General features: G+C 72.6%; 9 protein-coding genes. All 9 read right to left on the bottom strand.

From position 1 onward, the window contains the following. Positions 1 to 62: 62 nt before the first annotated feature. On the bottom strand, positions 63 to 908 hold the full coding sequence (locus AC3CH1_RS20920) for a GNAT family N-acetyltransferase (RefSeq protein ID WP_488464296.1): 846 nt from the start codon (positions 906 to 908) through the stop codon (positions 63 to 65). Positions 909 to 1,082: 174 nt separating this feature from the next. After that, positions 1,083 to 2,237 (bottom strand): flavodoxin-dependent (E)-4-hydroxy-3-methylbut-2-enyl-diphosphate synthase, encoded by a 1,155-nt coding sequence (ispG, locus tag AC3CH1_RS20915; protein WP_488464295.1) that lies wholly within the window; start codon positions 2,235 to 2,237, stop codon positions 1,083 to 1,085. A 172-nt stretch (positions 2,238 to 2,409) separates the two neighbouring features. Beyond that, positions 2,410 to 3,720 (bottom strand): M50 family metallopeptidase, encoded by a 1,311-nt coding sequence (locus AC3CH1_RS20910; protein ID WP_488464294.1) that lies wholly within the window; start codon positions 3,718 to 3,720, stop codon positions 2,410 to 2,412. Beyond that, a complete protein-coding gene (gene dxr, locus AC3CH1_RS20905) occupies positions 3,717 to 4,970 on the bottom strand; it encodes a 1-deoxy-D-xylulose-5-phosphate reductoisomerase (protein ID WP_488464293.1) in 1,254 nt (417 codons plus the stop codon). The genes AC3CH1_RS20910 and dxr overlap by 4 nt, the downstream gene beginning before the upstream one ends. A 70-nt stretch (positions 4,971 to 5,040) precedes the next feature. Beyond that, complete coding sequence (gene aroA / locus AC3CH1_RS20900; RefSeq protein WP_488464292.1) at positions 5,041 to 6,282, bottom strand: 3-phosphoshikimate 1-carboxyvinyltransferase; 1,242 nt, start codon at positions 6,280 to 6,282, stop codon at positions 5,041 to 5,043. 88 nt (positions 6,283 to 6,370) lie between these two features. Beyond that, on the bottom strand, positions 6,371 to 8,326 hold the full coding sequence (locus AC3CH1_RS20895) for an acyl-CoA dehydrogenase family protein (RefSeq protein ID WP_488464291.1): 1,956 nt from the start codon (positions 8,324 to 8,326) through the stop codon (positions 6,371 to 6,373). A 245-nt stretch (positions 8,327 to 8,571) separates the two neighbouring features. Further along, positions 8,572 to 10,017 carry an aldehyde dehydrogenase family protein gene (locus AC3CH1_RS20890; protein ID WP_488464290.1) on the bottom strand — a complete coding sequence of 482 codons (1,446 nt, stop codon included), beginning with the start codon at positions 10,015 to 10,017 and terminating at the stop codon, positions 8,572 to 8,574. A gap of 223 nt (positions 10,018 to 10,240) precedes the next feature. Then, a complete protein-coding gene (locus AC3CH1_RS20885) occupies positions 10,241 to 11,815 on the bottom strand; it encodes a PucR family transcriptional regulator (protein WP_488464289.1) in 1,575 nt (524 codons plus the stop codon). 229 nt (positions 11,816 to 12,044) lie between these two features. Then, positions 12,045 to 14,441: an ATP/GTP-binding protein gene (locus tag AC3CH1_RS20880; RefSeq protein ID WP_488464288.1), complete on the bottom strand. Its 2,397-nt coding sequence runs from the start codon at positions 14,439 to 14,441 to the stop codon at positions 12,045 to 12,047. Between the last annotated feature and the right edge of the window lie 78 nt (positions 14,442 to 14,519).

Here is a 14,519-nt window from a genome sequence, read left to right as displayed (position 1 = left end):
ACCCTACTGGCCGGGGCGGGCGGTCAGAACCGCCCGTTCCCGGGGCGGGCGCGCGTGAGGGTTCAGAACAGGACGCTCATGAACGCGCCGACCTCGCGGAAGCCGACACGGCGGTAGGCCTTGCGGGCGGGGGTGTTGTAGTCGTTCACGTACAGGCTGACGACGGGGGCGACGTCGGCGAGTGCGTAGCGCAGGACGGCGGCCATGCCCGTTTCGGAGAGGCCCTTGCCTCGGTGTTCGGGGGCGACCCAGACGCCCTGGATCTGGCAGGCCTGGGGGGTGGCCGCGCCGATCTCGGCCTTGAAGACGACCTTGCCGTCGTCGATGCGGGCGAAGGAGCGGCCGGTGCCGATGAGTTCGGCGACGCGGGCCTGGTAGAGGAGTCCGCCGTCGCCGACGAGCGGGGAGATGCCGACCTCCTCGGTGAACATCGCCACGCAGGCCGGCATCAGGACCTCGGTCTCGTCCTTGCGGATGCGGCGGACGAGGGGGTCGGGGGTGACGTCGGCGGAGAGGCTCTCGGTGACCATGAGGGGCTGGTTGGCGCGGACCTCGCGGGCGGGGCCCCAGCTGGGTTCGAGGAGCCGCCAGAGCTGGGTGGCGGATTCGGCGGGGCCGACGATGGAGGAGCAGCGGCGGCCGGCCCTGCGGGCCCGGTCGGCGAAGGCGCGGACGGCCTCGGGGCCAGCGCAGATGGGGACGAGGTTGGCGCCGGAGTAGCACAGGGAGCGGAGCATCCCGTCGGCGTACCAGCCCCACATCTCGCCGCCGAGGCGCCAGGGGTCCAGGCCCGCGACCTGCACGCGGGACGTCACGAAGGCGTTGGTTACGGGCTCGCTCTCCAGGATGGCGAGTGCTGCTTGGAGGTCGCTGGGTTCGAGGACCCGGGTGGTGGTCTGCGTCAACACGAGGGGGCCTCACCATGCGGTCTGCTGATTTCCGCACTTTAACCGACGAGCCTGTCGAACGCCGCTCGAGTCCGGAAGACGGTCTCCGGGCAGGGCGGTGGCGGTCCCCGGACACGCCGCCGCCCCACCGGGCGCGGGGCCCGGCGGGGCGGCGGTGAGCTGGGAGGGGGCGGGTCAGCTGATGGAGACCTCGGGCTCGCCGGACGGGATGCCGTCCTTCTCCATCTGTTCGGCGATCTTCAGGGCCTCTTCGATGAGGGTCTCGACGATCTTCGACTCGGGGACGGTCTTGATGACCTCGCCCTTCACGAAGATCTGGCCCTTGCCGTTGCCGGAGGCGACGCCGAGGTCGGCCTCGCGGGCCTCGCCGGGGCCGTTGACGACGCAGCCCATGACGGCGACGCGGAGCGGGACCTCCATGCCCTCCAGGCCGGCGCTGACCTGGTCGGCGAGCTTGTAGACGTCGACCTGGGCGCGGCCGCAGGACGGGCAGGAGACGATCTCCAGGCGGCGCTGCTTGAGGTTGAGCGCCTCAAGGATCTGGAGGCCGACCTTGACCTCCTCGGCCGGCGGGGCCGAGAGGGAGACGCGGATGGTGTCGCCGATGCCCTCGGAGAGCAGCGCGCCGAACGCGACGGCCGACTTGATGGTGCCCTGGAACGCCGGTCCGGCCTCGGTGACGCCGAGGTGCAGCGGGTAGTCGCTCTGGGCGGCGAGCTGGCGGTAGGCGTTGACCATCACGACCGGGTCGTTGTGCTTGACCGAGATCTTGATGTCGCCGAAGCCGTGCTCCTCGAAGAGGGACGCCTCCCACAGGGCCGACTCGACGAGGGCCTCGGGGGTGGCCTTGCCGTACTTCTTCAGGAGCCGCGCGTCCAGGGAGCCGGCGTTGACGCCGATCCGGATCGGGGTGCGGGTCTCGGCGGCCGCCTTGGCGATCTCCTTGACCTTGTCGTCGAACTGCTTGATGTTGCCCGGGTTCACCCGGACCGCGGCGCAGCCGGCGTCGATCGCGGCGAAGACGTACTTCGGCTGGAAGTGGATGTCGGCGATCACCGGGATCTGCGACTTCCGGGCGATCGTGGCGAGCGCGTCGGCGTCGTCCTGCGTCGGGCACGCGACGCGGACGATCTGGCAGCCGGACGCCGTCAGCTCGGCGATCTGCTGGAGCGTGGCGCCGATGTCGGACGTGCGTGTCGTCGTCATCGACTGCACGGAGACGGGCGCGTCGCCGCCGACCGCGACCGTGCCGACCTGGATCTGTCGGCTGACCCTTCGGTCGGCGAGCTTGGTCGGAACGGCCGGCATTCCGAGAGAAATCGCAGTCATGCGCTGTGCATCCCCAAGGTGTGGATCAAGGTCCCGAGATCGGCGGGCTCCAGCCTTCGAGGTTACGGCACCGGAGGCGGGACGGACGCACCGTGTCGACAAGTCCACCCGTTGGTGAGCGGCCGGACACGGGGTGTGCGCCCGGCCGACACCTGTGGGGCGGAAGGGGTGATCAGGAGATCTTGACGGGGTTCACGATGTCGGCCACCAGGACCAGCAGTGTGAAGCAGATGAAGAGTCCGGCGACCACGTAGGCGACCGGCATCAGCCGGGCCACGTCGAACGGGCCGGGGTCGGGGCGCCGGAAGACCTTGGCCACATTGCGCCGCAGGGACTCCCAGAGCGCGCCCGCGATGTGCCCGCCGTCCAGCGGGAGCAGCGGCAGCATGTTGAACAGGAACAGCGAGAGGTTGAAGCCCGCGAGCAGGAACAGCATCATCGCGACCTGGTTCTGCGCCGGGATGTCGAGGTTCATCACCTCGCCGCCGATCCGGGCCGCGCCCACCACGCCGACCGGCGAGTCGTCGGCCCGTTGGCCGTCGCTGAAGGCGGCGTCCCAGAGGGCCGGGATCTTGGACGGCAGCGCGATCATCGAGTCGACGCCGTTCTCGATCATGTCGCCCATGCGGACGGTGGAGTCGGCGAAGGAGAGCGGCACGATCTCGGTCCGGGCGGCGAAGCCCAGGTAGCCCGCCTTGATGAACTGGTCGGGGACGACCTGGCCGTTGCCGTCCTTCTTCGCGACGGCGTTCTCGCGCAGGACGGCGTCGAGGGTCACTTCCTCGCCGTCGCGCTCGACGACGAGGGTGGCGGGGCCGATGGTCTCGCGGATGCGGTCCGAGAGCGTCGCCCAGTCGTCGACCTTCTTGCCGTCGAAGGCGACGATCCTGTCGCCCTCCTGGAGGCCGGCTGCCTTGGCGGGCGAGACCGGGTCGCCGTCCTTGCAGGTCTCCCGCTCGTCGCTCTGCGAGATCACGCACTGCTGGACGCCGGCGACCTCGGTGGTCTGTGTCTGGAAGCCGAAGGTCATCGCGACGCCCATGAAGATGGCGACCGCGAGGATCAGGTTCATGAAGGGGCCGGCGAACATCACGATGACGCGCTTCCACGGCTTGCGCGTGTAGAAGAGCCGCTTCTCGTCGCCCGGCTCCAGCTCCTCGTAGGCGGCGGAGCGGGCGTCCTCGATCATGCCGCGCCAGGGCGAGGTGGAGCGGGCTTCGAGCCGGCCGTCGGGTCCCGGCGGGAACATCCCGATCATCCGGATGTAGCCGCCGGCCGGGATGGCCTTGATGCCGTACTCCGTGTCGCCCTTCTTCTTCGACCAGATCGTCGGGCCGAAGCCGACCATGTACTGCGGCACCCGGATGCCGAACATCTTGGCCGTGGAGAGGTGGCCCAGCTCGTGCCAGGCGATGGAGAAGAGCAGGCCCACGACGAAGACGGCGATCCCCAGGACCGTCAGCAGGACCGAGGTCAGACTCATGCGCGCGCCTCCGCTGTCGCTTTCGCCGAGAGTTCCCGGGCCCGTGCGCGGGCCCACGTTTCCGCTTCGAGGACATCCGCGACGCTGAGCGAGGTTCCCGGGGCGGGGGTGCCGTGTTCGGACACCACAGCGGTGACCGTATCCATGATTCCGTTGAAGGGCAGCTGTCCGGCGAGGAAAGCGTCCACGCATTCCTCGTTCGCGGCGTTGAAGACGGCCGGCGCGGTGCCGCCGAGCCCGCCCACGTGCCGGGCGAGGCCGACCGACGGGAAGGCCTCGGTGTCCAGCGGGAAGAACTCCCAGCTGGAGGCCTTCGTCCAGTCGAAGGCCGGGGCGGCGTCCGGGACGCGCTGGGGCCAGCCGAGGCCGATGGCGATGGGGCCGCCCATGTCCGGCGGGGTGGCCTGGGCGAGCGTGGAGCCGTCGCTGAACTCGACCATGGAGTGCACGTAGGACTGCGGGTGGACCACCACCTCGATCCGGTCGAACGGGATGTCGTAGAGGAGGTGCGCCTCGATGACCTCCAGCCCCTTGTTGACCAGGGTCGCGGAGTTGATCGTGATGACCGGTCCCATCGCCCAGGTCGGGTGGGCGAGCGCCTGCTCCCGGGTGACGTCGGCCAGCTCCTCGCGCGTACGGCCCCGGAAGGGTCCGCCGGAGGCGGTGACGACGAGCTTGCGGACGTCGGCGCGGGTGCCGGCGGCCAGCGCCTGGAAGAGCGCGGCGTGCTCGGAGTCGACCGGGATGATCTGGCCGGGGGCGGCGAGCGCCTTCACCAGCGGGCCGCCGACGATCAGCGACTCCTTGTTGGCGAGGGCGAGCGTGCGGCCCGCCTTCAGCGCGGCCAGGGTGGGAGCGAGCCCGATGGAGCCGGTGATGCCGTTGAGCACGGTGTGGCAGGCGCTCGCGGCGAGGGTGGTGGCGGCGTCGGGTCCGGCCAGGATCTCGGGGAGCGGCTCGCCGGGCCCGTAACTCTCCCGCAGCGCCGTGCGCAGGGCGGGGACCGTGTCCTCGACGGCGACGGCGACCGTGTCGACCCGCAGCCGGCGGGCCTGCTCGGCCAGCAGGGCGACCCGGCCGCCGGCGGCCGAGAGCGCCGTGACCCGGAAGCGGTCGGGGTTGCGCAGGACCAGGTCGATGGCCTGGGTGCCGATGGACCCGGTGGAGCCGAGGATCACGAGATCCCGGCGGCCGTCCGCGGCGTCGAAGACGAGATGCGGATCGGCGAGGGGGGCGGGGCTGTCGCTCATGCCCCCATTGTTGCCGCTCCGGCTGTGTGCGGGGACAGCGCGTCCCGTGTGGGCCGCGCCGCCCCTCCCGTCAGCGCCCCACCAGGCCGTCCGCGAAGCCCTGGAACACCTCGTGGAAGCGCGGGAACGTCTTGCGTACGCAGCCGGGGTCGTCGTACGTCAGTCCTGGGGTGCGCAGTCCGGCGACCGCGAAGGACATCACGATGCGGTGGTCGCCGTGGGTGGCGATCCGGGTCGGATGCGGTGTGCCGGGGTGGATCTCGATCCAGTCGGGCCCGGTGCGGACGGTGACGCCCATGGCGCGCAGGTTCTCGGCGCACGCCTCCAGCCGGTCGCACTCCTTGACCCGGGTGTTGGCGACGTCCTCGATCCGCACGGGCCCGTCCGCGTAGGGGGCGATGGCGGCGAGGGTCGGCATCGTGTCGGAGATGTCGCGCATGTTGACGGTGAGGCCGCGGAGCCGTCCGGTGGAGCGGACGGTGGTGGCGTCGGCCCCCACCTCCACCTCGGCGCCCATGTCCCGCAGGACGTCGACGAAGCGCAGGTCGCCCTGGAGCGCGCCGGTGCCGAGGCCGGGAACGGTGACCTCGCGGCCGGTGAGGGCCCCGGCGGCGAAGAAGTAGCTCGCGGTGGAGGCGTCGGGCTCGACGGCGTACGCGGTGGCCCGGTAGCCGCCGGAAGGGACGGTGAAGGTGTTCCCCTCCCGCAGTACCTCCACGCCGAAGTCCCGCATCATCGCGAGGGTGATCTCGACGTACGGCGCGGAGACCAGCTCGGTGACCTCGATCCGCAGCCCCTGCGCGGTGAGCGGTCCGAGCATCAGCAGCGCGGTGAGGTACTGGGACGACTCCCCCGCGTCCAGGACGATTCCGCCGCCCTCGACCCCGGCGGCCCGGACGGTCAACGGGTGGTGCCCCTCGGCCGCCTCGTGGCGCAGGTCGACGCCGAGGGCGGTGAGGGCGCGGGTGAGCGGGGCGAGCGGGCGGCGGCGCATCTGGGCGGAGGCGTCGAAGCGGTACGTGCCGGAGGCGGCGGCCGCGACGAGCGTGGGCAGGAAGCGGGCGGTGGTCGCGCCGTCGCGGCAGAAGACGTCGGCGTCCGGGACGGCGGGCCCGGCGGGGCGGCCCTCGACGTGCCAGCGGTCGGCCTCCCGGTCGACCGTGTAGCCGAGGCTCTTCAGGCCTTCGGCGAAGCCCTCGGTGTCGTCCGAGCGCAGCGGTCGCAGCAGGGTGGTGGTGCCGTCCGCCGCGGCGGCCAGGAACAGGGCGCGGGCGGTGACGGACTTGGAGCCGGGGATGTCGATGACGGTCACGGCCCTCATCCTGCCCGGCCGCGGGCGGGGCGTACGGGGTGCGTCCGGTGCGTGGACGGGGCGGACGCACCCCGGTCGGCCCCGGGGCTCAGCGCACCGGGCGGTGCCGGTTCTCCTGGACGGACGGGCCCGGTGTGGCGTCCGCGATCCAGGGGCCGTCGCCGCTGGGGTCGACGACACCCTCCTCCAGCCAGGTGTACGTCCCCGCCAGGACGCCGTCGACGACGCGTCGGTCGAGGTCGTCGGTGTTGGACCACAGGCGGGTGAACAGCTCCTCGACCCGGATGCGGGCCTGCCGGCAGAACGCGTCCGCGAGCTGGTAGGCCTCGCGGCCGTGCTCTCCCGCCCCGCGCAGGTGCTCGGCGCGGACGCAGGCGGCACTCATCGCGAAGAGTTCCGCCCCGATGTCGACGATCCGGCCGAGGAAACCCTGCTTGGTCTCCATCCGCCCCTGCCAGCGGGACATGGCGTAGAAGGTGGACCGGGCCAGCTTGCGCGAGGACCGTTCGACGTATCGGAGGTGACCGGAGAGGTCGCGGTGCCCGGTCGGGTGGAACTCGGCGTACGTACGCGGCAGTTGTCCCGGCCCGGCGACGAGCCTGGGCAGCCAGCGGGCATAGAACCCGGCGGCGTTCGCGCCCGCCTTCGCCTTGGCGGAGAGCGGCTTGTCGGGGTCGATGATGTCGCCCGCGACCTTGAGGTGGGCGTCGACGGCCTCGCGGGCGATCAGCAGGTGCATGATCTCGGTGGAGCCCTCGAAGATCCGGTTGATCCGCATGTCCCGGAGCATCTGCTCGGCGGGCACGGCGCGTTCGCCGCGGGCGGCCAGCGACTCGGCGGTCTCGAAGCCCCGGCCGCCGCGGATCTGGACCAGCTCGTCGGCGATCAGCCAGCCCATCTCGGAGCCGTACAGCTTGGCGAGGGCGGCCTCGATGCGGATGTCGTTGCGGTCCTCGTCGGCCATCTGCGAGGAGAGGTCGACGATGGCCTCCAGCGCGAAGGTGGTGGCCGCGATGAACGAGATCTTCGCGCCGACCGCCTCGTGCCGGGCGACGGGCCTGCCCCACTGTTCCCGGACGCCGGACCATTCGCGGGCGATCTTCAGGGACCACTTGCCCACGCCCACGCACATCGCCGGCAGCGAGAGGCGGCCGGTGTTGAGCGTGGTCAGGGCGATCTTCAGACCGGCGCCCTCCGGCCCGATCCGGCAGGCCCCGGGCACCCGGACCCGGTGGAAGCGGGTGACGCCGTTCTCGATGCCGCGCAGGCCCATGAAGGCGTTGCGGTGCTCGACGGTGACGCCGGGGGCGTCGGCCTCGACGACGAACGCGGTGATGCCGCCGGGATGGCCCTCGGAGGCGGGGACCCTGGCCATGACGACGAGGAGGTCGGCGACGACGCCGTTGGTGGTCCAGAGCTTCACGCCGTCGAGGACGTAGTCCGGGCCGTCGGGCACCGCTGAGGTGGCGAGGCGGGCCGGGTCGGAGCCGACGTCCGGCTCGGTCAGCAGGAAGGCGGAGATGTCGGTGGTGGCCAGCCGGGGCAGGTAGACGTCCTTCTGCTCCTGGGTGCCGAAGATCTTCAGGGGCTGCGGTACCCCGATCGACTGATGCGCGGAGAGCAGCGCGCCGATCGCGGGGCTGACCGAGCCGGCCAGGGCGAGCGCCTTGTTGTAGTACACCTGGGTGAGGCCGAGCCCGCCGTACTTGGTCTCGATCTTCATCCCGAGCGCGCCCAGCTCCTTGAGCCCGGCGATCACCTCGTCGGGGATCCTCGCCTCGCGCTCGATCCGCGCGCTGTCGACACGCGTCTCGCAGAACGTGCGCAGCCGCGCCAGGAACTCCTCGCCGCGCCGGATGTCGTCGGGCGGCGGCAGGGGGTGCGGATGGATCAGATCCAGGCGGAAACGCCCCAGGAACAGCTCCTTGGCGAAGCTGGGCTTGCGCCAGTCCTGCTCCCGGGCGGCCTCGGCGACCCGTCGTGCCTCGCGCTCGGTGACCTTGGGCGCCCCGGGTGCCTGGGGGGTGTTGTGTGGTGCGGACATGAGGGACCTCACCTCGCCGCGCGCCACCGGACGGATGGACCCTGAACCTGGACGCACGGACTGCTAGTCGCTGCTTACTGGTCCGTATGTAACCCGTGTACCCGTGGTTCGGCACCCGCACGAGTGCCCGCGCACGGATACGCGGACGGCCCGAACCCCCGCACAGTTGGGTTCGGGCCGTCCGTTTCGCGCCCCCGCCCGCACCCGCTGTCCAGGCGGGGGCGCGGGCGGGGTCGTCCGGGGTGTTACAGGGCGAGGCCGGTGAGGACCAGGACGCGCTCGTAGGTGTAGTCGTCCATGGCGTAGCGGACGCCCTCGCGGCCGACGCCGGACTGCTTGGCGCCGCCGTACGGCATCTGGTCGGCGCGGTACGAGGGGACGTCGCCGATGATCACGCCGCCGACCTCCAGGGCGCGGTGGGCGCGGAAGGCGGTCTGGAGGTCGTGGGTGAAGACGCCGGCCTGGAGGCCGTACGCGGAGGAGTTGACGGCGGCGAACGCCTCGGCCTCGCCGTCCACCTTCTGGAGGGACATGACCGGGCCGAAGACCTCCTCGCAGGAGAGCTTCACACCGTCGGGGAGGCCGGCGACGACGGTCGGGGCGTAGGTGGCCCCGTCGCGCTTGCCGCCGGTGAGCAGCTCGGCGCCGCCCTGGACGGCCTCGTCGACCCAGGACTCGACGCGCTTGGCCGCGTCCTCGCTGACGAGGGGGCCGACGTCGGTGGCGGCGTCGGCCGGGTCACCGGTGACCAGGGCCTCGACGGCGGCGACGATCTTGGGGACGAGCCGGTCGTAGACGGCGGCGTCGGCGATGACGCGCTGCACGGAGATGCAGGACTGGCCGCCCTGGTAGTTGGAGAAGGTGGCGATCCGGGTGGCGGCCCAGTCGAGGTCGGCCTCGGACGCGTAGTCGCCGAGGACGACGGCCGCGCCGTTGCCGCCGAGCTCCAGGGTGCAGTGCTTGCGGGGCGCCGACTCCATGATCGCGTAGCCGACCGGGCCGGAGCCGGTGAAGGAGATGACCGGGAGCCGCTCGTCCTGGACGAGTGCGGGCATCTTGTCGTTGGGGACCGTCAGGACGGACCAGGAGCCGGCCGGGAGGTCGGTCTCGGCGAGCAGCTCGCCCAGGACGAGGGAGGAGATGGGGGTGGCCGGGGCCGGCTTGAGGATGATCGGGGCGCCGACGGCGATGGCCGGGGCGACCTTGTGGGCGCTGAGGTTCAGCGGGAAGTTGAAGGGCGCGATGCCGAGGACGGCCCCGCGCGGGAAGCGCCGGGTCAGGCCGAGGCGGCCGGTGCCGCCGAGGTCGGTGTCGAGCCGCTGGGCCTCGCCGCCGTTGAAGCGGCGGGCCTCCTCGGCGGCGAACCGGAACACGGACACGGCCCGGCCGACCTCGCCGCGGGCCCACTTGATCGGCTTGCCGTTCTCCGCCGAGATCAGCTGGGCGATCTCCTCGGTGCGCTCCGTCAGCCGCCGTACGACGTGGTCGAGGGCCGCGGCCCGGACGTGCGCCGGGGTGGCGGCGAACTCGTCGCGCACCGCGTGGGCGGCGGCGACGGCCTCCTCGACCTGCGCGTCGGTCGGCACGCTGACGGTGCCGACGAGGCGTCCGTCGTACGGGTTGGTGACGTCGAAGCTGTCGGCACCGGTGGCCCGGCGGCCGGCCACCCAGAAGGCGTGGGGCGAAGTCATGGAGGTTCCGGCCCTTCGGAGGTCGTGAGGAGGTCGTGAGGAGGTCGCGACCGAAGTCGTGACGAAGGTCGTGGGCGCCCGGGAGGCTCCCTCTGTGGTCCCACGGTAGGGCGGGGAGGCATGAATCGTGTTTGTCCGGGGTGGAGTGGGCGGGGCCTCCGCTGCTCCGATTTGGCCAGGGGCTTACGGGTGGCCCGGCGGGATGCGAGGAGTAGCCCCGGGGCTATCCCTCGGCGGGCGTCGCCGCCTCGGTCGTCTTGAGGGCGAGCCACAGCTCCATGCGGACGTCCGGGTCGTCCAGCGAGCGCCCCAGGATCTCCTCCACTCGGCGCATCCGGTAGCGCAGGGTGTGCCGGTGCACGCCCAGGTCGGCGGCGGCGGCGTCCCACTGGCCGTGGCGGGAGAGCCAGGCGCGCAGGGAGGCCACCAGGTCGCCGCGGCCCTTGGCGTCGTGCTCGTACAGCGCGCGGAGCATGCCGTCGGCGAAGGCCCGCACCGCGTCGTCGGCGAGCAGCGGCAGCACCGAGCCGGTGGCCAGCTCCTCGTGCTCGACCAGCGCCCTGCCGCGCCTGCGGGCGACGGAGAGGGCCTGTTCGGCCTGCTTGTACGCGGCGGAGACGGCGATCGGGCCCGAGGGGGCGGAGAGGCCGACCACGACGTCGCTGTCCTCGGCGCCGCCCTCGCGCGGGGCACGGTCGTCCTGGGCCCCGGCGTAGGCGGCGCAGGCGGCGACGGCGGAGCCGCCGTCCGCGGCGAGCACGACGACGCGATCGCCCTCGGGGACCAGGAGCAGCGCCTCGCCGGAGCGGGCGGCGGCGGCCTCCATGGTCTCGGTGAGCAGCTCGGACCCGGCGGGGGCGGCGGTCTCGGCGATGAGCAGCCGGAACGGGGCGTCGAGCAGCCCGCCGTAGAGGTCGCCGGCGACCGCCCGCGCGTGGTCGGGCTGTCCGGCGAGGAGCATGCGCAGGACGGCCGCGCCCAGGCGCTGTTCGGCGCCCTGGAGGGAGCGGGAGCGGGCGGTGGTCAGGGTGAGCAGGGCGACGGCGGAGTGCACGGCGTAACGCTCGGCGGTCCCGAGCGCCGCTCCCGTACCGACGGCCAGCGCGCCTCGGACCCGGCGGCCGGTGCCCAGCGACTGGAGCTCGACCCGGTCCTCGCTGTCGCCGACGACGACGCTGGCGGGCGCGGGGCGGTCCCGGAGGCGTTCGACGTCGGGGGTGAGGCGGGCGGCGCGGCGGGCGGCCCAGTCGGGGGCGGCGGCGAGGACCGCGCCCGAGGCGTCGTACAGCGCGGCCCAGCCGTCGATGTGGGCGGCGAGCCGGGCGAGGAGGTCGGCGGGCCCGTCCCCGGCGAGCGCGGCCTTCGTCAGCTCGCGCTGGGCCTCGAAGCCGGCGGTGACCGCGCGGTACTGGTCGGCGGCGATGGCCGCGGAGACGGCCTTGCTGATGGCGAGGAACGGGGTGCGGCGGGGGACTTCCAGGAGCGGCAGCCCGGCCTCCTCGGCTGCCTCCACGAGGGCGGCCGGGATGGCGTCGTAGTTCACCCCGACCGCGAACCCCACCCCGGCGACCCCGGCCCCGGCCAGCCGCCGCACGTAGCGCCGCATGGACTCGGGGTCGTCGGCGTCGAGATTGGTGGCGGTCACGAGGAGGAGTTCGCCGCCGTCCATGTACGGGACGGGGTCGGCCAGCTCACTGGCGTGGGCCCAGCGCACGGGGGTGCCGAGCCGGTCCGCGCCCGCCCGCACGGTGAGCTTGAGCGCCGAGTGCTGGACGAGCGAGGCGAGCGTGGGGGGCATGGGCCGGGAACCCTCAAGGTCGGGGACGAGGTCGCGGTGTCAGCCTGCGGACGGCGGGATCGCCGGCCGGATCGGTGACACCGAATTTCGCCGTCGCGTATGAACGGCTGTCTCCGATTCTGCCAGGGCGGCAGAGTGCCGGTAGCGGCTCTCGGCCACCGCTGCCGGCCGTCCTTCCCTCCGCCGCTTCCCGATACTCGTTCTTCGCCACGTGCTCCCGGTAGGTGTCTCAGCCGTCGAGGTGGACGAGGAGGGGGGGTTCGTGTTCGCCCTGAACGGTGGTGAGCGAGAGGACGGCGTGCCCGGCCGGCACCGCGTACGCCAGCTCCGAGGCGGACCAGCGCTCCCGCTCGACCTGCCGTACGGTCACCGCGTCCGTGGTCACGGCCTTGCCGGTGACGAGTTTGCGCAGGGCGTGCAGGGCGCGGGTGAAGGGCTGGTCGGCGAAGACGGTGTGCTGGGCGACCTCGCGGGTCTCCACCCATTCCTTGCCCCAGGCTTCGGCGAAGCGGGTGCCTTCCCAGGTGGTGATGCCGGGGAACGTCATCAGGCAGCCAACCGCGCCGAGCAGCGCCGCGTGCAGATGCGGCCCCACGTCGTCGAGGGAGCGTACGGCCAGGACCGCCCCGGCGTTCAGCTGGCGCAGACGCTGCACCGCCCGGACGGAGTCGGTGGTCATCGCGCTCGCGGCATCGTCCAGTACGAGCGCGGCGAAGAGCGAGGCGTCCCGACGCGCACCGACGCTGGAGACGAACTGGGCGAAGACCAGACGGGTGAGGATGCGCGAGGCCTCGGGGTGGCTTCGCTCCGGGAGCACGATCCGGACGCGCACCGGATGTTCCAGGGCGCGCAGGGAGAAGGGCCTGGACCGGCCCCGGGTGTCGAAGAAGGTGCTGAAGGCGGGCCTGTCGAGGAAGGCGATCCGGTCCGCGAGCACTCCGCTGAGGTCTGCGGACGTACCCAGCTGGCGCTCGCGTGCGTCGACCTCCCGCAGGTAGGAACGATGTTCCTCGGGCTGGAGGTCGTCGCGGAGCAGGTCCAGCACCTGACGACCGCCGTCGAGCAGTTCCCGCAGTTCCGGCAGCGACGGGAAGCGGCCGCGGGCGGCGTTGAACGGGCCGATCAGCTGGCCCAGCGTGACGGCGGCCCGACGGCTGTCCACATCCGGCAGATCGCCGGTGAAGGCCTCCGACAGGAGCATCGCGGCCTCGTCCGGGTCGGTGATCCCGCCGTAGAGGTCGAGGTCGTACACCGAGTCCGCGTCGCCGATCTTCACCACGACGTCGTAGGAAGCCTCGGGGCCCAGCTCGACGCCTTCGGCGGAGACGACGACCACGGCCGCCCGCCCGGCCAGTGCCTGGAGGGAGAGCGACTCCACCACCGGCCTCACCAGGCGTCGCGTCCGATCGAAGCCGTGGGGGCCGACTGCCAGGAGCGAGGTACCGAGGACCGAAGGGTCCAGAGCAGCTCCCGCACCCCTCCGGGCGGAGGGATTGCGCGGATGTTCCGCGTAGGCGCCCATCCGCACCTGCGCGGTCAGCAGATCGTGGGTGGCGGCGCGGACCGGGAGATCGCGGTCGCCCGAGGGATGCGGACAGGCCGCCGCCCCGCGCTGCACCACTCCGTCGACGAAGACGCCGGGCGGAAGAGCCCCGGCCTCCACCCGCGACCACGCATGGCCGATCCTGGCGCAGTCGACGTCGTTCATGCTCCGGGCGGCGACCTCGGCGGCAAGCCGGTCGGCGGCCCCGGGCTGCCCCGCGGCCCTCAGCCGCGGCCACACCGCGGGATCCGCCCCCGTCTCGGGCTCGGCTTCCGCAGGGGCGTCGGCGGGGCCGGGCTTCCGGAAGAACTCCAGCCATCCGCCGGTCCGGGCGAACGGCCACAGCAGAGCCGCCCCGATCAGGACGTAGACGGCCACCCCCATGACGGCAGCCGTCTCCGGATCGCCTCGGAACACGGAGACCGGCACCAGCGCGTGGAGGACGGCGTAGAAGAACGGAAGCAGGCTCGTGCCCAGGACGATCCACACCACCAGGAGACCCGTGAGCGCGGCAGCGAGCGCCCTGGCGGGTTGGGGCCGGTCCATGACCAGCCTCCGGTACAGCGCCGGCCAGTTGCCGAGCCGTCCGCAGAAATAGATCAGGAGGGCGGCGAAGAGACTGTTGTAGACGGCGCCGGCCGTCCGCGCGGACTGCCCTGGTTCGCCGCGCCACCAGTCGGAGGGGGTGAACAGTTTCAGGGGGAGCCGCTGCACGGCGATGTAGTCGGTGCGCCAGACGGCCCACGCGAAGATCCCACAGGCGATCGAGATGAGCGCCCCCACGACCAGGGCGCGGGTGGGCACCTCGGCCGAGTCTCCGGCCGGCCTCGGCCGGTACCCGTACCGCCAGAGGCCGGGCTCGGCGTCCGCGCGATGCGCCCGGAGCCACTGCCGCACATCGAGGACGGCGGCGGGCGACCGGGGCGGGAGCGGGGGCAGGGGAGGCGGGGGCGGCGTGGGACGAGGCACCCCGGCGGCGCCGGACCCGCTCCCGTAGGAGGCGCCGAGCCACCGCGCGCCGGGATCGTCCGCACCCTGCCCGCCCTGCTCACGCTGCGAGTCGTACGTGCCCTCGGTGCCCATTGCCACTGCTCCCCTGACGTGCCAAGGCGGTATCTCGGTGCAGTCGCTCAATCTAGTACCCGGGATCAGAACCTCATG

This window comes from Streptomyces sp. MGP-P1 (assembly GCF_057766565.1).
Note: the sequence above shows the minus strand (reverse complement) of the source record. Positions and strands in the feature narration are given on the sequence as shown.

Bases quoted from the DNA above. Each gene is read 5' to 3' on its own strand.
- dxr (WP_488464293.1), bottom strand. From the start codon at position 4,970: ATGAGCGACAGCCCCGCCCCCCTCGCCGATCCGCATCTCGTCTTCGAC.
- AC3CH1_RS20910 (WP_488464294.1), bottom strand. From the start codon at position 3,720: ATGAGTCTGACCTCGGTCCTGCTGACGGTCCTGGGGATCGCCGTCTTC.
- AC3CH1_RS20880 (WP_488464288.1), bottom strand. From the start codon at position 14,441: ATGGGCACCGAGGGCACGTACGACTCGCAGCGTGAGCAGGGCGGGCAG.
- AC3CH1_RS20895 (WP_488464291.1), bottom strand. From the start codon at position 8,326: ATGTCCGCACCACACAACACCCCCCAGGCACCCGGGGCGCCCAAGGTC.
- ispG (WP_488464295.1), bottom strand. From the start codon at position 2,237: ATGACTGCGATTTCTCTCGGAATGCCGGCCGTTCCGACCAAGCTCGCC.
- AC3CH1_RS20885 (WP_488464289.1), bottom strand. From the start codon at position 11,815: ATGCCCCCCACGCTCGCCTCGCTCGTCCAGCACTCGGCGCTCAAGCTC.
- AC3CH1_RS20890 (WP_488464290.1), bottom strand. From the start codon at position 10,017: ATGACTTCGCCCCACGCCTTCTGGGTGGCCGGCCGCCGGGCCACCGGT.